Consider the following 19,399-nt stretch of genomic DNA (forward strand, 5'->3'; position numbering starts at 1 on the left):
TGATTCGGCCATTTTGGTTTTTAATAAAGAATATATGATGTAACACATTTTTGCTGCAGCTGGCCGGCATCGATCTAAGAAAATGTGTTACATGGCTTTTCGTTTCTCGAAATCTTCTAAAATGGCCCGATGTTTTGCCGACATCCTTTGTCGGCCGAACTTAAGTAATTCGATCAAACCACCAGTACCAAAGGCCTGATCATACATGGCCAAACTAGGCGCAATCTGATACATCAACCATTCCTTCGATCTTTCGATGGTATGCTGTATCGGCTCTGGCAACAGTAACTTCACAGCTTCCACACTTTGCAAAAAGTCCAGCCAAAATTGTGCAGTCGAACAGCGCGTAATATTAGAATCGTCACGTTCGATAAAACGAATATGATCGTTTAAAATGCCGCTGGCAAGCTGGCCGAGATCATCCGAATTGCAATATGCAGCAACAAAGCCTTGCGCCAATTTACCACGCATGACCATTTCAACACGAACCCAAGGTTCGTTATACCCCTGCTCCCCCGGCTCGAACTGCTCTTTTGCCTTATCATAAATACGGATTCTAAATGGACTAGTAGGCGCACCAATATATAAAGTTTGCCCACGGCACTTCCCCTCTTTTTCTGAAATATGGACATCAAAAGAAGTGATACGGGAATCAATACATTGCGCAGACTTATAACGAATAATCGTATCCATATCCAATGTACCGCTATGATCATCAACAGCCAGATCAACACGGGTAGCATTAATATCGGGATTTAGATAAACCAACTGCAAAAGATAGGCAAAAGCACCCTCTGACTTAAATCGAAACACAGACATATTTTCAAAAGTACGGCAGCCAGAGCCGGGCATAGAAACACATACACCCATCTGCTCCGGCGACTTAGAATTATGATTAGAATCCTTAGTATCTGGAAACAACCCCGAAGAATCATAACAAACAGCAATACCACCAAACACCTTAGATCGACGATAACCCGGAAGCGGTGAAGATTCCCGAATCTCAAATAGCGCGGGGTCAAGACCAAGCTGCTCCACCACCTCGTCCGGATCTGATTTACCGGCCCAGCGAATCGTTAAGTAGTCAATCAAGTTTTTGCATTCCATATGTCTTTCCCCTTCCCTTGTCACACAATCATTCACACCGTCGATCTCCGATCAGCGCGGCAGCCATCAAATAATGTGTGACATTATTCAATGGCCTTAAGCCAGCGCATAAAAATCATAGCCGCATAAAATACACCAACGCAAATAGTCCACGCAAGCATGGTTTTTACCATCTTGCCAACCGGCACAAAATAGTTCACATATCCTAGCATCTGCTGAACAAAATCAGGTACCCAATCTATCCTAAATGGGCTGTCTGGCAAAAGGTCTATAACAGACTTGATACCATCGACAACCCACGAAGTAAGAGATTTTATAATATCCATATCATCACCACTTGATTACATTACGAGTAACGATAGCAAGACCAACGAGGAAAAGTATATATTCACCCCAGCGAAGAATCTCAACCAATTCTGCATATTGTGAAAACTCCAAAACAAATTCCGTATCTGCTACATTTGGAATCTTGACGGGAATATGAAAAACAGGTGCCACCGGATCAGCGTCCACCACCTGCAGCATAGCGTAAAGATCAAACGGAATACTAAACGGAAACTTGGTGATGATCAGCTGCGGAATAGTCAAATCACCCGGCTTCGGCAACGAGCCGCTGGGCGTGTCCGGAATATCTGGATTATCCGGTATATCCGGGTTGTCAACGTCTATCTGTTCGCCGGTAGTTAAATCCACTGGAACATCAAACGGAACATCAACTTTTTCACCAGTATCAGCAATCGGAATATCGGCCAAATGATCAGCAGGATTCAACGGCAATTCAGGATAAACAACTAATTCTTTGCCGTCAGCATCCGTCACCACGTCTGGCAGATCAGGCGCTTTGACTATATAATCATCACTGGGATATACTAGATCACCACCAACTGGAATAGATACCGAACCAGACATCGAAATAGAATAATGCCAATAATCAATATTACCTTGCATTTTTGCATCTAATTTAGAATCAGGATTAAATGAAAATGTAACAGAATTACGCAACATATAAAACCAATACAACCGTTTACCATCCAAACCAGAAATACTAGTACCATACAAATTAGTCACACGATATGAATCATCGACAGCATCATAATAAAAACGATATTGCCTTGCAACAACCCCATTAGACCGATCAGTTTCCGTGTACAAAATATCATAATTAGACGGCACACTATATATTTCACCATCGACCAAGGGATTAGAAATATCATCAAAAACCGTATCATCTGATGGAACAACAATTTCACCATCTACCGTTAAAGATAAAATAGCATCCTTAATCGCGTCGATCACCTGCCCCGAAACCCGAATACCAGCATTGATTTTATCCAACCCGGTATACTTTTCCGCCCAAGTCCTAAAAAATGTTGCAATATCTGCCCTATTGGTTTGCAGCCAATCCCATATCTGCCCGGCAGCTGCGCGGGCATCCTCAACCAATCGAAAGATAAAGCCCGAGCCAATTATCACAGTTGCTATGATATGAATAATCTTCGCAGTCGTCAGGGCTTCAACCAGAACTGCTTCCGCCGCTGGTATCATGATCGGCATCACAGCAATTAAGATCATCATCACAAACGCCAGCAACCGGAACAGTATGCGCTTCCCTATCTGACAGCGGCTTAGTAACATCTACATTACCCCCAAACAAATCTGACAATTCCACGTGGTCCACCATCTGCGGGATGGCCGAATGAAAGAAATCGTAAATAGAAGATCGTAACCGAGATAATGCCGAAGCCGCTACAGCATCCTGTGCGACACAATCCGGTGTCGGCTCCGCGATCGGTTCGGGCGCATCGCGTGCGGGGCCCCCGAGTTCCCCACCCGCAGCAGCGTCCGAGCCGTCGCGGGAAAACTCAGCGTAAGTATCATACAGACTACCAATTCGACTTCTATATCTCATTGCACGAGTTTTAATAACAAGCTTATCCCTGCTGGCGTACCAATACTGCTTTGCGATAAAGATATTACCGCCAGCCAGCAAGGATAAAAGAAGCCCCAAAAACTGATAATTGCGCAACTTACGATGTACCATTTCATACTCCACGCACATTCTGATCTGCTTGTCCACTTGCCGGTCAAACTGTGTCGCAAGGATAAAATCAAACCCATAATGACGATGCTTTGCGAAGAAGTCCGTCCAATCCTGTCTATCCTTCGACCCAAACTGACGGCAGTTATAGACTATCCCAGCTTCATCAATAATGACCAGCGTTTGACCTTCCTTCTGCTTCTTATGATGCTCATTTGCAAATTTTAAAAGATTCTCCGGTGTGATCTCAGGATTTGACCAATACTCAAAATGCCCTTTTAAGGCACGCTTATTATACTTGGAAAAGGTGATCTTACCGTGCGTCTTATCGGTAATAAGATGTTTCAGCCAACCAAGCCACGTATAAGCTACATAGTCCATATTCAAAGCAAAATTAGCAATGATATTAGTCTTGTTGTAGCGTAATATCTCAAAACAGCGCTGGGCAAGATGATAGCTCTTGCCACTACCCGGCGTACCTGTATAAAATGTAATCATGTGTGTACCTCTCTCCCCTACCAAAAAACCCCGAAGAATCGGGGTTTTTCAGCAGAGAGATTATGTTTGCAAAATTGATAGTTATGCCTTGCCGACCAGCCGTTTGATAAACTTAATAACGAGGATTGCGACGATACCAAAGCCGACAACATTGATAATAATAGGCAAGACAGCGGCCATACCACCCATGGCATCATCTGCAATCGTAGTAGCCGCAGCGGTCATGGCCGACTGAACCGTAGGTGTATCAGCGGAAGCACCAGCAAAGCACAAAAGCGTAGAAAGCGCACCAGCAACCATAAGGGACAGCTTTGTCATCTTAGAATTAAACCATTTCATTTGATCTACCTCCTTTTTAAAATGTTAGTTTTAAAACTCGAAAGATCGCTGACAGGCAATAATGAATAACCAACGCAAAGAACCCAAGCGCCAACCCAACACCTACCGCAATACAAAGGATATCCAAATGTGTCGTTAACACCTGTTCCATATTAACCACCTGTCTTTATGATCAGAACGAGTAATAAACCAATGATCAGACCGAAACCAATGGTGACGAACACCGCATAGTTTTGCAAAAAATCAGTCAGCTGAACAAGCTGCTGTAATGCTTCATCGGTCACTTAGATACCTCACTTATACAGACTGCAAACCTTGCCATACTGGTTAAACTCAAGGTTCAGTGAATCATTGGGTTTCAAACCGTCGGGCAACCGAACCTGTGAACCCTTCTTGATGAAAAACTTTGCGGAGGCCATTCCATCAACATGCGGATCAGCGTAGGCATAGAAAATGCGCATTCCTTCTACCAGCTCACCTGTTTTCTGGTCTGTGAATGATGTATCGCCCTTACCAAGATACGTTACTTTCATTTGGCTACTCCTTTCTTCAAAATTCTATTGTCACACATTTCACGCGGCGATCCTTCAGCTGCAGGATCTGCCGGCGCAAAATTTTGTGTTACAACCTTATTAACCCGGTTAAACTCGTTATATAAACGGTCAACCTCCATAACGCAATTCGATGCCTTAGTCTCCAATGATCGAAGCGATTCATAAATTCGTTGAAGCTGCCGAACCTTGTCAAGCTTGTCCATAATGGATTGTTGTAGCTCTGCTTCCCGCTTTTCAAGATTCGGAAGCATGTAGAAGCAGCGCAGCACAAGCTGTTCAAACTTGTCATTCTGAGATTTGCCGGGCTGCTGGGCGAGAATCGCGTCTACTTCATCCGAAAATCGGAACGACCTACAATTAGTTTTCATAAGAAGCCATCCCTTCTGGCCAATGAATGCAGTGTTCCAAACACCACTGTTCATCGAAATGGTTATCGCAAAAACAACAAAAACCAACAAACTCGCACTCGTCGCATATAGATGTACAATAACTCGGAAAAACGTTACAACTAAAAAAGTCTTGTTTCTTAATTTCCGTGCCGAGCTCTTTTTCGCTCTGTGCCATTACGGTTCATCTCCTTTTCTTCACCCGCCGAAGTGACCAAACGCCATGTTTCATCAGGCCTGCTAACGATGAAAACACCTTCGTCACGATTGATGCAATTTACGATTGCCCAGTAGGATTCACTGTCCATAAAATCACCATTTTCATTCAGTGGGTGCATACATAATCTTGTCAAGTGGTAAGTATTACCCTGTAAACGATTGTATATTTCATAATGAAATGATATCACAGATTATTTCAAAGCGCAATATATTTCGGAATGAAATTGTGATAAAATAAAAATCATATAATTATAATCATGAAAGAAGGTGTAAAATGGTCGACTATGAAACTATAATACCGTTAAGATTAAAATACCTTAGAGAGAAATTCAGCTTATCACAAGAGGAAATAGCAAAACAATTAAAAATCGGCCAAAGCACCTATGCGAACTGGGAAGCAGGTAGGAGAACACCCAGCATCGGAAAAATAGCCCAGCTAGCCGATATATACGAAACATCAGTTGACCTACTCCTAGGACGTACAGATATAGACAAATAACGTTAAGGGCGGGATAGAGAAATGACAACACAAGTAGCAAGCAATCTAATTGCAGACAGCGTAATCCTTTTCCTACTTTTCGTCGCGATCGTCGTAGTGATCAACATACTAATCCTAAAATTTATTACTTGGGTAGTAACCAATACCGTGCTGGACGTACTAGAAAAAAGAGGATACGGCAAGGGTGTTTGGAAGCGATAGCACACAAAAGAAAAGCAGCTGCCTTCCTGATCGAAGAGCAGCTGCAATCTATTTGTGTTACAAAATGAAGCGAGGATATCCATGAAAGCCAAAATTAAGGAAGCAATCCTTGTAGAAGGACGCTACGATATCAACACCGTGCGGCAAGTCGTTGATACCGTTGTTCTGGAAACAGGCGGTTTCCGAATCTTCAAGGACGATGAAAAACTAAATCTTCTACGCCGAATCGCGGAAACGCGCGGGCTGATCATCCTGACGGATTCGGATGGCGCTGGCTTTGTCATTCGAGGTTATTTAAAGGGCGCACTCGCGGCTGGTACGGTCAAGCAGGCCTATGTGCCGGATATAACCGGTAAGGAGCGCCGAAAGCGACACGGCTCCAAGGAGGGAAAGCTCGGCGTAGAAGGTATGCGACCAGAAACGATTCTGGAAGCGCTGCAACGCGCCGGGGCAACCTTTGAAGATACAGCACCAGAACCAAGCCGCGAACAAATAACCAAAGCAGACCTTTACACCATGGGCCTTACCGGACAACCAGATAGCGCAAGACTTCGCCAGCAACTTCTACACGCCCTAAAATTGCCCGAACACATGACCCCCAACTCCCTGCTTGACTTCATGAACGCCACCAGCACGCGCGAAGAAATCCAGCAAGCATTACAAAGCATCGCACGAGTTGAACAAAACGGATGAATCATTTTGTATAATTGGATATATACTTTTTTACCTGCCTTGAACGACTCCCTCCTTGTTTAGGAAGTTCTGTGTTTATGAAAACACGCATCAAAGAAGCAATATTGGTCGAAGGACGCTACGATATCAACACCGTTCGTCAAGTCGTTGATACCGTTGTGTTGGAAACTGGCGGTTTTCGTATCTTTAAGGATGACGAAAAGTTAAATCTTCTACGCCGGATCGCGGAAACGCGCGGGCTGATCATCCTGACGGATTCGGATGGCGCGGGCTTTGTCATTCGAGGTTATTTAAAGGGTGCACTCGCGGCTGGTACGATCAAGCAGGCCTATGTGCCGGATATCGCCGGTAAGGAACGCCGCAAGCGGCATGGTTCCAAGGAAGGAAAACTTGGTGTGGAAGGCATGCGTCCGGAAACGATCTTGGAAGCGCTGCATCGTGCCGGCGCTACCTTTTTAGACGGCGATGGATCGTATGCCGCCCAGCACCCGCCCCTCACCAAAGCCGATCTATATCAAATGGGTTTGACCGGGCGGCCGGACAGCGCAATCCGCCGCCGCGCTCTGCTGCGCGCGCTGCGCCTGCCCGAGCATATGACCGCGGGCGCCCTACTGGATTTCGTCAACGCTGTGGGCACGCGCGAAGAAATTGATCGAATCTTAGCGGATTTTTCGGATAGTCATTGACAAATGTGAGCGACAGCGCTATACTGATACCGTAAACTAAATCAGTTCTGTTTCAGGGCGGAGTGAAATTCTCCACCGGCAGTGAACGGGGTTTTCCCCGATAGTCTGCGAGCCGCAAGGCATGATGGGTGTGAATCCCAACCGACGGTATAGTCCGGATGAAAGAAACAGGTGTATTTCGGTACGTCTGCACGCCCTTGGACTTTTATGTCCAAGGGTATTTTTGACCCCGTTGAAAGCAGAACTCCTATCAAAAGGAGATCGACGACTATGACAAAAGCAAGTAAGATCACGTACACCGCGGTATTTGCCGCCATCGCCACCATCCTGATGTTTTTTGAATTCCCGCTACCGCTCATGCCTCCGTTTCTGAAGGTCGACCTGTCCGGCGCTGTAGTGCTAATCGGCGCGTTTATCTTTGGCATCGGTCCGGCCATTACCATGATCGGTATTAAGGATCTGATCCATTTAACCATGTCGCAGACCGCCGGTTCCGGTGAGTTGGCAGATTTCCTCATGCTTTCCACGCTGGTTGTGGTTGCCGTACTGCTCTATCGTACGCATAAAAGCCGCAAGATGGCAGTGCTGGGCTGTGTGCTGGGCGGCGTCGCCATGTCGTTCGTCGGCATGCTGACCAATTACCTGCTGATTATCCCCTTCTATTCCACGATGATGCCTCTGGAAGCGATCTTTGGCATGTGTGCGCAGGTCAATCCCTCTATTACCGGTATGGCGGGTTATTTGCTGTTCGGTATTTTGCCGTTTAACCTGATCAAGGGCGCGATCCTGACTTTGATCACCATGCTGGTCTATAAAAAGCTCAGTGTTTTTATTAAATCCAAGCAGATCTCGTTCCACCATGCAGGCACCGAGGTCAACCGTTGATTTGATTTAACGCGATAAAAAAAGCGTTCCGAAAAACTTCGGAACGCTTTTTTATCGCTTTTTGTCGTTTTTAAAATTTGCTGCAAGCGTGAGTAACGTCAGTTCTATTTGCTTTTGCCGGTCCACGGCGCTGCCCTTGAGCGCGGCGTCTGTCTCTGCACAGATGGCCGCGGCGCGGCGCAGCCAGCTCAGCGGCACTCGCCGCGCGGACGTTTGAATGCGGCGCGCATAGTAGGGGGATTTTGTGCCAAGAAGTTCAAGGAGCATCCGCTCCCCTCCCCTTGCCTCGTCGCAAAGCTTCGCCCCGTAAAGGCGCTGGATATGACGCAGAATGACCGTAAAGATCATGACCTCGTTATTTTTCTGCGCGATCAGATCGCCGGTAAGGGCAACGGCGCGGTCGAACCTTCCCTCGGTGATCGCGTCGGTCAGGTCAAATACGACAGCCTCGAGCACGCGGGAACAAACGGAATCGATGTTATATTTTAAAATCTCGCCGGTCGTGGCATGCGCTGCTGCTTTTTCGATTTCGCCGGAAAGATTGGTCATGGAATTGCCGCACAGGAAAATCATGTAGGAGCAATTTTCTGGCGAAATCGCCCGATCAAGCGCGCGGCACCGACGCTCGATCCACGCGCAGAGCTCTCGTTCCTCCAAGTGGTCGAACTGAGCGAAGCAGGCCTTTTTTTCAAGCGCTTTATATAGCTTGGTGCGCTTATCCGGCTTGCCGTCCATGACATCGTAATAAAAGACAAGGCATAAATAGTCGGGCAGATCGGTAAGAAGACCGGGCAGCAGATCGGCAAAACCGCCGGGCGGCTTCCAAAGATCGAAATCGGTGACGACGACCAGCTTTTTTTCCGCCATGGCCGGGTAGCTGTCTATTGCTTCGGTCAGTAGCTCCGGCGTAAGGGATTTGCCTTCAAACTCTGTCAAATTGAACTCCGCAAAGGTCGGATCAACGACCACTCGCTTCAGCTCACTTAGATAGTGTTCCTTCATATAGGTCTCTTCGCCGGAAATAAGGTAGAGCGAACCGACGCTCCCCTCCCGCAGGTCGCGGATCAGCTGCGCCTTCCCTTCGGACGCGTTTTTTGCCGCCAAGGATTATTCCTCCTTCCAAGGATAAACTTGTTCGATCTCTCCGACTTCATATGGCGTCACCACAGGAATCCCGTCAAACCGGCCGATCGCGGGCGCACCCGATGCCAGCAGGATACTTTCCGCGCCTGTTTTCGCAATTGTACGGCGCAATAAATCCGGGTCTTCGATATGGCTCTGCGAGAGCACAAGCGTTTGCCCGTGCACCTCGTTTTCTTGCAGAAATGCAGCAAGTTGTTTTTGTGTGGGACTGTGCAAAATCAGCGTATGTGTGCCGATCTGCACGCCAAGCTTTCCATCGGCGACTGAAAAAACAGTAAGCGGTAAGCGGCTCGAAACCTGCTCTTGCCCGCTCACCTGCGTCACCGGCACTTGAGTTGTATCCAGCAGTTTTATCAGTTCGGTATTGTGTTTGGTTTGTTTATAACCTGCGGGGATCACGATCATACCGACAGCCGTATCCTGCAACAGTTGTGGCAGGTCGCGCGCATGTCCTAGATCCACGGCGGTCAGGACCAGAGTATCGATCTGGTCGAATTCGTGCCACGCCATCCATTCGCGGACTTTGCCAGCCGCATCCCGATAGCCACTGCCGCTGCAATCGATCAACGCCAGATCCGAGCCCGCACGGGATACCAGCACAGCCTGCCCTGTGCCGCAGGGCAAATACGTAACCGTATAATGCCGTTCGGCGTAGGCTGACCCCAGCACGGTACAAAGGCAGATCGCGCCGCAGAACACAGGCAACGCAACGCGCCATTTCACGCGCTGCGTATCGAAGGTCCAAAGGAGCACAGCGGTGAAAAAGAGTAAGACCGACGCCATGCCAAAGGCATCGCCCCAGTGAATCAGGCCAAACGGAAGCATGGCAACGCTGTTTGCAACAAACAAAACATACCGCAGAAACGGCGCGATTAGCGCACCAGCCACATGAGCGGCGCCGGGCAGTATGGGAAATAACAGGCAGGCGGCAAAACCGCCGACAAAGCAAAGGCCTGTTACGCCGACGACCAAAAAATTGCTGAGCAGCGACAACACAGAGACATAGCCGAAGGAAGACAGCAGCACCGGTGTGGTGAACAAGGTGGCGCAAACCGTACACGACACCGCGCTAGCCAGCACGGAAAAGGCGCCGCGCAGTAGACGCGGCCACTTCTCAGCCCCCTGCATCAGCCTGCGCTGCATTCTGCCGGACAAGAGGATCAGACCAAGCGTTGACAAGAAGGACAACTGCAAGCCTAGGCTGGCGATCGCATGCGGATTGGCCGCAAGCAACACCGCCAAAGCGATAAAAAGCGAATTGAGACTGTCCGCCTGTTTTTTAAAGCAGAACGCGCCCGCTGCGATGCAATACATGATGCCCGCGCGGATTACCGAGGGCGTTGCGCCGGATACCGGAATGAAAAACAAAATGAGCAGCACGGAAAGCGGCGTGCCCCACCTTCTGCCGAATAGCAAAAAGCAGAACCCAACCAAAAAGCCCACGTGCAGTCCGGATACCGCCACGAGGTGACTGAGCCCCGCCTTGCGCAGCGCGATAGCATCCCTATTTGACAGACCGCTTTTGTCGCCGAGCAATAAGGCGGTGAGCAAGCTGCTTTCCCGTTCGGGCAGAAGCTGCTGTATCGCGGCACGGCATTGGCCGGCAAAGCGCTCCGGCAAGAAAAGAAGCCGATCGCGCTCACTGCCGGTAACAGCGAAAAAGGCGGGCGAACCGTCCTGTTGGTCCGCATCCTTGGCATAGGAAGCGGCGATAAAACATCCATCCGCCGCCTGAAAGCGGAAACGGTCAAAGCCCTCGGCATCGCTCGCACGGTAAAACTTTACCGTTGCCTGTATCGTGTCGCCCGCTTGAAGCGGCTTTTCAGTCAGCGGTAAATAGCACTGGGTCTTAAAGGCGCGCGGTACCATGTCCCCTGCTTTGACACGAAGGGTCGCTCGCTGACTGTCTTCGTAAACGGTTGGATCATGGCACAGTACTGCGGAAACCGTTATGGTTTTACCGTTCAAAGCCTGCACCGGACGAACAAGAAGTAAATCATAAACCGCTAGATAGGCAAAAGCGCTTGCCGCGGCAAGCGCAATCACCAATACCGTTCGTATACGGGGCCGTTCCAAAAACACCGCCATCGCCACAAGCAGCGCCGCTAACACGAGCAGCAGCAGGCGCAGATCGATGCTGACGCCATACAGCACCCCAAGGGAAAATGCCGCTGCGCAGACCGGCACGCAGAATACAACTGGCCGTTTGGTCATGCGGGCGGCACCTCCCCTTAATCAGCAAATGGTTTGATCGATCAGCCCGGCGGCCAAGTCATATCGCGGCCCGCGAGCACGTGGAAATGCAAATGGAATACGCTTTGTCCCGCCTGCTCCCCAATGTTGGAGACCACGCGGAAGCTTTCCAAGCCCAGCTCTTTCGTAATCTTGGCGATCACCTCAAAGCAGTGCGCAACGACCGCGCTGTTTGAGGCGTCGACCGCGGCGGCGGATTCGATATGCTGCCGCGGTATGACAAGAAAATGCGTGGGCGCCTGTGGATCGATATCGTAGAAGGCGTAGCAAAGGTCATCCTCATAGACCTTTTTAGATGGGATCTCGCCCGCCGCGATCTTGCAGAACAGACAATCCATGATCATACGCTCCTTTCAAGAATTTCAGAGGAGAGAATCAACGATATTGTTGACTGCCTCGAGCGCCTCTTCAAGCTTCGCGGCGTCCTTGCCGCCCGCGGTCGCGCTGTCCGGCTTACCGCCGCCGCCGCCACCGCAGATCTTCGCGACTTCCTTGACGATCTTGCCCGCGTGCGCGCCCTTTTTCACAGCTTCTGCACCGCAAACACAGAGGATGCTCACCTTTTCGCCCGCCACGCAGGACAGGACGGCGACCATATTGGGCGCTTTTTCCTTCACGCTGTCGCCCATGGTGCGCAGCATATCGGGCGTTGCGTCGTCCAGCTTAGCCGCCACCACATTTACGCCCTTTACATCGCGCGAAACATTGAATAGGTCCACCATTTGCAGATTCGCCAGCTTGGCGTTCAGGCGTTCAACGTTCTTACCCAGCTCGCGCAGCTCGGTCACCGTTTGGCCGACCTTCTGTACCAGCTCAACCGGCGTAGTCTTCAGGCTCTTGGCCGCGTCTGACAGCAGCTGCTGGTGCTCGTCGATCAGACTGAGCACAGCCTTGCCCGTCACAGCCTCGATACGGCGCACACCGGCGGCCACCGAAGCCTCTCCGATGATCTTGAACACGCCGGCCTTAGCCGTATTATCCAAATGGGTGCCGCCGCACAGCTCTACCGAAAAATCACCGGCCTGTACCACGCGCACGGTAGCGCCGTACTTTTCGCCAAAGAGCGCCATCGCGCCGCGCTTCTTGGCTTCCTCGATCGGCATTTCCTCCGTCTTGACCGAAAAACCGGTGAGGATCGCGTCGTTTACGATTGTTTCCACCTCGCGCAGCTCGTCCTCGGTCAGAGCGGCAAAATGGGTAAAGTCAAAACGGATATGGTCGGCGGCGGTGTAGGAGCCTGCCTGCTCGACATGGTCGCCCAGCACCGTGCGAAGCGCCTTTTGCAGCAGGTGGGTCGCGGTATGTGCGCGGCAAATGGCTTGCCGGTAGGCGGGATCGACTTCGGCCTCTACCTCGTCGTCCACCGAAAGGCTGCCCTCGGTCACGCGGCCGATGTGCATGAACTTGCCGTCCTTGGTCTTTTGCACGTCAGCCACAGCCGCAATGCCGTTCTTGCCGACGAGACGGCCGTGGTCGCCGATCTGGCCGCCCATTTCCGCATAGAAGGGCGTATGATCTAAAACGATGGTAATCTTCTCGCCGACAGAGGCCGTACCGGAAGGCTCGCCCTCGCAAATGATAGCAAGCACTTTGGCGGCCTCACGCAGCGTGGTATAGCCATCGAATCGGGTTTTAATCGCTTTGTCAAGACCGAGGTCCTCGCTCTGCCAGCCAAGATCGCCCATCTTCTTGCGATCTTCACGGGCGCGCTGACGCTGTTCGTTCATCAGGCGGTCAAACTCGGCGCGGTCGGTCGTCATGCCCTGCTCTTCCAAGATTTCGAGGGTCAGATCGATCGGGAAGCCATAGGTGTCGTACAGCTTGAATGCGTCGGACGCCGGAAGCGTGCCGGATGCCTTGGAAGCCGCGATCATATCGTTTAGAATGGAAAGTCCGCTGTCAATGGTCTTATTAAAGCTAGCCTCTTCATTTTCAATGACCTTATGAATATAGACTTGCTTTTCGACAAGCTCGGGATAAGCGCCGCCCGATTCTTGAATGACCGTGTCCGTGATCTCGGAAAGGAAGGGACGGTTGATGCCGAGCAGCTTGCCGTGGCGCGCGGCGCGGCGCAGCAGGCGGCGCAGCACATAGCCCCGGCCCTCGTTGGAGGGAATCACACCGTCGCAGACCATCATGACCGTGGAGCGGATGTGATCGGTAATGACGCGCAAGGATACGTCGGTCTTGTCGCTGTCGCCGTAGTGCTTGTCCGCGATCTTAGAGATGTGGGTCGTGATATTGCGCACGGTGTCCACATCGAACAGAGAACCTACGCCCTGCACCACACAGGCCAGACGTTCCAGACCCATGCCGGTATCGATATTCTTCTGCTTCAGCTCGGCGTAGTTGCCCTGTCCGTCGCTTTCAAACTGGGAGAAAACGTTGTTCCAGACTTCCATATACCGGTCGCAGTCGCAGCCGACCGTGCAGCCGGGCTGGCCGCAGCCAAACTCAGGGCCACGGTCATAATAGATCTCAGAGCACGGACCGCACGGGCCGGAGCCATGCTCCCAGAAATTGTCCGCTTTACCAAAACGGAAGATCCGTTCGGACGGAATGCCAATATCTTTGTTCCAAATTTCAAACGCCTCGTCGTCGTCCTCGTAGATCGAGGGATATAGGCGGTCCGGGTCGATGCCGACCCAATCGGGGCTGGTCAGGAACTCCCAGCTCCACGCGATGGCTTCCTTCTTAAAATAATCGCCAAAGGAGAAGTTGCCCAGCATCTCAAAGAAAGTGCCGTGCCGCGCGGTCTTGCCGACGTTTTCGATATCGCCGGTGCGGATGCACTTCTGGCAGGTCGTGACGCGGTGGCGGGGCGGCTCCTGCTCACCGGTGAAGAAGGGCTTCATCGGCGCCATGCCGGAGTTGATGAGCAGCAGCGAGGGATCGTTCTGCGGGATGAGCGAAAAGCTCGGCAGACGCAGATGGCCTTTGCTTTCAAAAAAGCATAGGAACATTTCGCGCAGTTCGTTTAAACTTCTGTATTGCATGATATTCCTCCAAATAATAATAACGAAATAAAAAAGCCTCCGCCCCTGTCTGTTAGGGGCGAAAGCGATCCTTCCGCGGTACCACCCTAATTTGCCCGCATTCGCGGGCATCTTAGCGATCCGGTATCGGGGATCAAAACCGGCCTGCTTTTCACAGGCTGCTCCAAAGTGGCTGCTTTCCGCAAGCGGCTGGGGGCTTTCACCAATTCCCCTTCTCTTGAAACCGCTGCCGTGAAAACTCGCTTTGTCATCGCACTTTTCGTATGAACGGATATATTATACCGCTTTTTACCGCTTTCGTCAATAAAAAACCGGCCTTAAAGGCCGGTTTTTGAAAATAAAATGCCGTCATGGCGGACAGCGGCAGCACGATGCACCACATGCTGACCAAATTCAGCTTTGCGCCAAACGCCGTGTCATCCCCGCCGCGAATGATGCCGATATCGCAGGCCATTTGGTATGCCGTGCCCACCGTGGCAATGGTCAGCACATTCAAGAACTGCAACGGTCTTGACGATCGACTTCAGCTTCCCTATAAAAAAGCCGGGATGCCATGCATCCCGGCTTTTTTATAGATTAAGAGGCCATAATAACGCGAATTTTACCGCCGTCTGAAAGTGACTTATTGGCATATAAGCGGAAATCCTTATAATTGATTTTTGCACTGGAAAGCGAGATGAACTCCTTCCGTGCGCTAACATACACACCAATATCATCAGCGAGTTCAAAATATCCGTCCTTGGTACGCACGCCAGTAGAACCTTCAAAGGCATCTATACCGACAGTATCGATAAGTGATAATGGCAACGTAGAGAAGGAGGAATTCGCGATTTCTGTACTATATCCCTTGGGTACACCTATCGGACCACTACCTGCGCCGGAATACAACGATATGACCGGGAATGTGTCAACAACAGATTGTCCATCCTTCCAATTTGTAACAGCATACTTATAGGTTTCATGATCATTCTTATACTGACGCTGTTCTTCGGCAGACATGTTTTTCCATACATCTTCGTCCGGTTTTGAGTAATCACTAATAATATTTCCCATACCATATACCCAGCTTTCTCCTGTCACATCACCCAGTATAATATTGGTGATGGATCCGGAATTATCCGCAACAGTGTAGCGAATATCACTGGATGGAATAGACGATAGATGGATATCGGACAAAGAAATCGCATTGAGTGGCGAACCGCTCAGAACCTCCTCATAAATCCGTACCTTGGGAGACACGGTGCGGTCTCCTAATTTACCGGATTCGACTGTCCAGCTTCCGGGCTGCTTACTGTTTAACGCAATGCGCGTTAAATACGCCTTACCGTTAGAAGAAGATCCTACGGATACAAAGTATCCATTTAAAGAGCTAAGCTTTTCACCTTCGCATTTCGGTTTAATGGTTAAACCATTTGTCAGCAAAATAGTAACTTCACTATCCTTGATATTCGTCACAACGCCCTGCATCTCGGCGCTCACCGTATTTTTCGGGTAAGCCGCGACCACGCCGCCCGCCGCGTCAAACAGCAGAGTGATGTAATCGTCCAGCTTCAGATCCGCAAAGGTTTTGGCGGCATTGTCCGAGATCGTGTAGTCTGTGCCGAACATGCTGACCCTCTGCGGATAGCTGAACGTGGGTTCGCCCTTGTCATAGCGGCCGGAAAGGCGCGTATCGGATACGAGCGCCTGCTTATTCGTCGGATCGAGCGTGACCACATCGTATTTCTTCACGCCCGTGCGGTCGATGGTCACACCGTTTTTGACGATGGTAAAGTTGTTCGGAATGTTAGCGGAGGTTTGCAGACCGTAAACGAACGAGTTGGCATTCGCGGACACGGTCGTCGTCGGCAGGTAAGCGATCAGTGACAGTTGACCGTAGCTATTGTAAAACAGCTGCAGCTTGCTGCCGGCGGGAACGTCGGCCCATGCCTCGGACAGCTTCTTGGGCGTGGAGGTTTCGCCGGTATAAAGCAGCGTATCCCGATCCGGTCGAATGGTTTCCTTTTCGGTTTTGATGCCGTCCGGACCGATGCTCTGCACGGTCACCGTTTCCACCTTGTTGTGGTTGGGCACGATGCCGATGGCGACGGAATCGTTATCCTTATCAAAGATCACAGTACCGCTCAGACCGACCATCGATTGATCAAGCGAGCCGATTGTTGCGCGGGTCTGCACATCGCTGTTTTCAAAAAATAGCGCTTCTCCGGCGCGCAGCTTGGAATTGGTCTCGCTGGTCGCGAGCAGAATGCTGTTCTCCACCACGCCGCTGGCCACCTTTTTCAGCAGCAAATCGCCATCTTTTTGCTTGACGCCAAGGGTGTTAAGCAGCATTTGCGCCGCGTCCGCACGTTTGACGGCGGTCTTGGAATCCGTAATGGACACATCGTCCGTCAGGCCCAGACTCTTGGCCTTGGCGATATAGTCCGACGGCCAGAAGGGACCTACGTCTTCCTCGGTATAGGCCAGCATGCGCAGCAGCATGGTACAGGCTTCGCCAAAGTTCACGGTCTTGTCCGGTCCAAAGTTGCCGTCCGCGTAGCCGCGGATGATGGATAGCTTTTTCAGTTCCGCGTGACGGACCGCGGCGTTGATGTAAGGCGCGGCCCAGTGTGAGCTTTTCACATCCGGGAAAATCGTATAGCTGCGAAACGCGCTCACATCGTCAACGCCCAAGGCGGTCACGGCCAGCTTACAGAACTGGGCGCGCGTCAGCTCGCTGTTTGGATCGAACCGGTCGCCGCCCACGCCCTGCATAATGCCGAGCGCGCTCAGCACCGATGCGGTCTGCGATAGCTTGGCATCCGAAACATCCGCAAACGCGGCGGAAGCGGATGTCAAAAGCATCGTCAGCGCAAGCGCAAGGCTTAATAATCTTTTTTTCATTCCTAGTGATTCCTCCCCTTACTGCGTGCGCAGCGCATCGACAGGCTGTAGATTGGACGCTTTATTTGCCGGATACAGGCCGAACAAAATGCCGAGCAGCGCGGAAAACAGAAACGCGCCGATGATGAGCGGCACCGACGGCAACACGGTGAACTGCTCGACCTGCGGCATCCACATTTGCTGCTGCATCTGCTGCGCGAGCAATAGATTGCCGATGATCGCGGATAAGAAGCAGCCTAAAATAATGCCGATAATACCGCCGCAGCAGGATACGACCGCCGCCTCGATCAGGAACTGGCCGATGATATCCCGTTTGCGCGCGCCGATCGCCATGCGAATGCCGATCTCACGCGTACGTTCGGTAACGGAAACGAGCATGATATTCATAATGCCGATGCCGCCGACCAGCAGAGAGATGCCGGCCACGCCCGCGCCAAGCAGCGCCAGCTGATTGCTGGAAGCTTCGGCCTGCTCCTGATACTGATTATTGGAATAAGCATCAAAGTAGCCGTTGTTTTGGTCGTAACGCGTGGACATGAATTCCTTGATCTGATCGATTGCGGGCTGAATGGAATCCTTGTCCTTCGCTTGAATATAATATTGCTTGCTGCCGCCCGAATAGCTCATCATCCGCTGCTCCAGTGAGTATGGCAGCACGATCATTTGATCCTGCGAGTTAAGCTTACCGCCGTATTTTCCCTTATAAACGCCGACAACCTTGAAGCTCATGCCGCCGATACGGATCGTCTGGTCGATCGGGCTCATGGCGCCAAAAAAGGACTTACGCACCGTTTCGCCGATGACGCACACCTTCGCGGCGTTATTACAGTCTGTCTCGGACAGATCGCGTCCGGCGGTGATCACATTATTGGTGCAAACGCCGTAATCCTGATTGCCGAAATAGATCTGCGTGTTATTGACATCCAGCGTCTTGGAACGATATTTGATGCCCTTGTTCTGCCAATCCCAATACTGGCTCTGCGGCGACCACGCCGAAACCTTGTCGGACATTTCGTTATCCAAATACTCCTCCATGGCCTTCCAGTCCGCGTTTTTCGGACCGTAGCCATAGATCTGTATCTGGTTGGCGCCCATCGCTTCAAACTGCATGCGCTGCAACTTGCTCGTGCCCTGAATGGAGGCGACGATCGCGATAACGGACGCCACGCCGATGATGATGCCGAGCATGGTCAAAAACGAACGCACCTTACTGTTGGAAATTGATTTGAAGGCCATGCGGACTGTTTGCATCCAGTTCATTGAACGGCCCCCTTCCCCGGCTCATCTGATATGATGTGGCCGTCCTGTATGGTGACGATGCGCCCCGCCGACTGCGCCAAATGGTTGTCGTGCGTGATCAGAATGATCGAGGTGCCCTGCCGGTTCAGCTCGATCAGCTGGTCCATGATTTCGCGACCCGAAGCTGAATCGAGGTTGCCGGTCGGTTCGTCCGCCATGATGATCGGCGGCTTGGCCGCTACCGCGCGGGCGATCGCCACGCGCTGCTGCTGGCCGCCGGACATTTCGCCCGGCCGGTGATCCATTCGCTTTTCCAAGCCGACCTTGGTGAGCGCATCCACCGCCAGCTCATGCCGCTCTGCGCGGCCCATACCGCGATAGATGAGCGGCAGCTCGACGTTCTCCTCGGCGGTCAACGCGGGGATCAGGTTAAAACCCTGAAAAATAAACCCGATCTCTCTGTTGCGAATGCCGGAAAGGACGGAGGGCTTCATATCGCTTACCGCTTGACCGTTGAGCTGGTAGCTGCCGTAGGTCGGAATATCAAGGCAGCCCAAAATATTCATCAAGGTGGATTTGCCCGAGCCGGACTGGCCGAGAATGCACAGAAACTCGCCCCACTTGACCTGCAGCGAAATGCAGTCCAGCGCGCGCACTTCGTTTTCCTTGCCCTCGTTATAGATTTTACTGAGCTGCTGCACATCGATCAGCAGATCGGAAGCAGACTCTGCTTCCTGATGCGCGATATCCTCGATGGGCGGCGCTTTTCTATGAAACATG

The 19,399-nt window shown here is 51.1% G+C and carries 20 protein-coding genes and 1 riboswitch; of the genes, 4 read left to right on the forward strand and 16 right to left on the reverse strand.

Annotated elements, in window-relative coordinates:
- Positions 1–87: 87 nt before the first annotated feature.
- The 8 genes from NE562_RS09160 to NE562_RS09195 all read right to left on the reverse strand — a co-directional run bounded on the left by NE562_RS09160 (position 88) and on the right by NE562_RS09195 (position 4,904).
- Positions 88–1,107 carry a replication initiation factor domain-containing protein gene (locus NE562_RS09160; RefSeq protein WP_280962109.1) on the reverse strand — a complete coding sequence of 340 codons (1,020 nt, stop codon included), beginning with the start codon at positions 1,105–1,107 and terminating at the stop codon, positions 88–90.
- Between the two features lie 83 nt (positions 1,108–1,190).
- Entirely contained in the window at positions 1,191–1,433 is a 243-nt protein-coding gene (locus NE562_RS09165) for a hypothetical protein (protein ID WP_280962110.1), read from the reverse strand.
- 4 nt (positions 1,434–1,437) lie between these two features.
- The gene (locus NE562_RS09170) at positions 1,438–2,685 is read right to left on the reverse strand and encodes a hypothetical protein (protein WP_280962111.1); all 1,248 of its coding nucleotides are present in this window, start codon (positions 2,683–2,685) and stop codon (positions 1,438–1,440) included.
- Entirely contained in the window at positions 2,621–3,643 is a 1,023-nt protein-coding gene (locus NE562_RS09175; protein WP_280962112.1) for a zonular occludens toxin domain-containing protein, read from the reverse strand. The genes NE562_RS09170 and NE562_RS09175 overlap by 65 nt, the downstream gene beginning before the upstream one ends.
- 81 nt (positions 3,644–3,724) lie before the next feature.
- The gene (locus tag NE562_RS09180) at positions 3,725–3,982 is read right to left on the reverse strand and encodes a hypothetical protein (protein ID WP_280962113.1); all 258 of its coding nucleotides are present in this window, start codon (positions 3,980–3,982) and stop codon (positions 3,725–3,727) included.
- Positions 3,983–4,134: 152 nt separating this feature from the next.
- Complete coding sequence (locus NE562_RS09185) at positions 4,135–4,266, reverse strand: hypothetical protein (RefSeq protein WP_280962114.1); 132 nt, start codon at positions 4,264–4,266, stop codon at positions 4,135–4,137.
- Positions 4,267–4,275: 9 nt separating this feature from the next.
- Positions 4,276–4,515, reverse strand: coding sequence for a hypothetical protein (locus NE562_RS09190; protein WP_280962115.1), 240 nt, complete (start codon positions 4,513–4,515; stop codon positions 4,276–4,278).
- The gene (locus NE562_RS09195; RefSeq protein WP_280962116.1) at positions 4,512–4,904 is read right to left on the reverse strand and encodes a hypothetical protein; all 393 of its coding nucleotides are present in this window, start codon (positions 4,902–4,904) and stop codon (positions 4,512–4,514) included. Before NE562_RS09195 ends, NE562_RS09190 begins: the two co-directional genes overlap by 4 nt.
- A gap of 511 nt (positions 4,905–5,415) precedes the next feature.
- Here NE562_RS09195 and NE562_RS09200 point away from each other — a divergent pair.
- The 4 genes from NE562_RS09200 (at position 5,416) to NE562_RS09215 (ending at position 8,105) form a co-directional block, all read left to right on the forward strand.
- Positions 5,416–5,640 carry a helix-turn-helix domain-containing protein gene (locus NE562_RS09200; RefSeq protein WP_280962117.1) on the forward strand — a complete coding sequence of 75 codons (225 nt, stop codon included), beginning with the start codon at positions 5,416–5,418 and terminating at the stop codon, positions 5,638–5,640.
- Between the two features lie 282 nt (positions 5,641–5,922).
- Positions 5,923–6,534: a toprim domain-containing protein gene (locus tag NE562_RS09205; protein WP_280962118.1), complete on the forward strand. Its 612-nt coding sequence runs from the start codon at positions 5,923–5,925 to the stop codon at positions 6,532–6,534.
- Positions 6,535–6,611: 77 nt separating this feature from the next.
- Positions 6,612–7,220, forward strand: coding sequence for a toprim domain-containing protein (locus tag NE562_RS09210; protein WP_280962119.1), 609 nt, complete (start codon positions 6,612–6,614; stop codon positions 7,218–7,220).
- A 44-nt stretch (positions 7,221–7,264) separates the two neighbouring features.
- Positions 7,265–7,394, forward strand: a riboswitch (FMN riboswitch).
- A gap of 96 nt (positions 7,395–7,490) precedes the next feature.
- The gene (locus tag NE562_RS09215; RefSeq protein ID WP_280962120.1) at positions 7,491–8,105 is read left to right on the forward strand and encodes an ECF transporter S component; all 615 of its coding nucleotides are present in this window, start codon (positions 7,491–7,493) and stop codon (positions 8,103–8,105) included.
- Positions 8,106–8,156: 51 nt separating this feature from the next.
- Here the strand turns inward: NE562_RS09215 and holA are convergent, their stop codons facing one another.
- The 8 genes from holA to NE562_RS09255 all read right to left on the reverse strand — a co-directional run bounded on the left by holA (position 8,157) and on the right by NE562_RS09255 (position 19,398).
- Positions 8,157–9,209 (reverse strand): DNA polymerase III subunit delta, encoded by a 1,053-nt coding sequence (gene holA, locus NE562_RS09220; RefSeq protein WP_280962121.1) that lies wholly within the window; start codon positions 9,207–9,209, stop codon positions 8,157–8,159.
- Between the two features lie 3 nt (positions 9,210–9,212).
- Positions 9,213–11,462 carry a ComEC/Rec2 family competence protein gene (locus NE562_RS09225; protein WP_280962122.1) on the reverse strand — a complete coding sequence of 750 codons (2,250 nt, stop codon included), beginning with the start codon at positions 11,460–11,462 and terminating at the stop codon, positions 9,213–9,215.
- A 41-nt stretch (positions 11,463–11,503) separates the two neighbouring features.
- Positions 11,504–11,842 (reverse strand): histidine triad nucleotide-binding protein, encoded by a 339-nt coding sequence (locus tag NE562_RS09230; protein ID WP_280962178.1) that lies wholly within the window; start codon positions 11,840–11,842, stop codon positions 11,504–11,506.
- A 21-nt stretch (positions 11,843–11,863) separates the two neighbouring features.
- The gene (gene alaS / locus NE562_RS09235; protein ID WP_280962123.1) at positions 11,864–14,497 is read right to left on the reverse strand and encodes an alanine--tRNA ligase; all 2,634 of its coding nucleotides are present in this window, start codon (positions 14,495–14,497) and stop codon (positions 11,864–11,866) included.
- A gap of 247 nt (positions 14,498–14,744) precedes the next feature.
- Positions 14,745–15,002, reverse strand: coding sequence for a hypothetical protein (locus NE562_RS09240; RefSeq protein ID WP_280962124.1), 258 nt, complete (start codon positions 15,000–15,002; stop codon positions 14,745–14,747).
- A gap of 71 nt (positions 15,003–15,073) precedes the next feature.
- The gene (locus NE562_RS09245) at positions 15,074–17,380 is read right to left on the reverse strand and encodes an S-layer homology domain-containing protein (protein WP_280962125.1); all 2,307 of its coding nucleotides are present in this window, start codon (positions 17,378–17,380) and stop codon (positions 15,074–15,076) included.
- Between the two features lie 18 nt (positions 17,381–17,398).
- On the reverse strand, positions 17,399–18,640 hold the full coding sequence (locus NE562_RS09250; RefSeq protein WP_280962126.1) for an ABC transporter permease: 1,242 nt from the start codon (positions 18,638–18,640) through the stop codon (positions 17,399–17,401).
- Positions 18,637–19,398, reverse strand: coding sequence for an ABC transporter ATP-binding protein (locus NE562_RS09255; RefSeq protein ID WP_280962127.1), 762 nt, complete (start codon positions 19,396–19,398; stop codon positions 18,637–18,639). Before NE562_RS09255 ends, NE562_RS09250 begins: the two co-directional genes overlap by 4 nt.
- Position 19,399: the final 1 nt, after the last annotated feature.

Source organism: Butyricicoccus faecihominis, assembly GCF_024462775.1.
Taxonomy (GTDB): domain Bacteria; phylum Bacillota; class Clostridia; order Oscillospirales; family Butyricicoccaceae; genus Agathobaculum; species Agathobaculum faecihominis_A.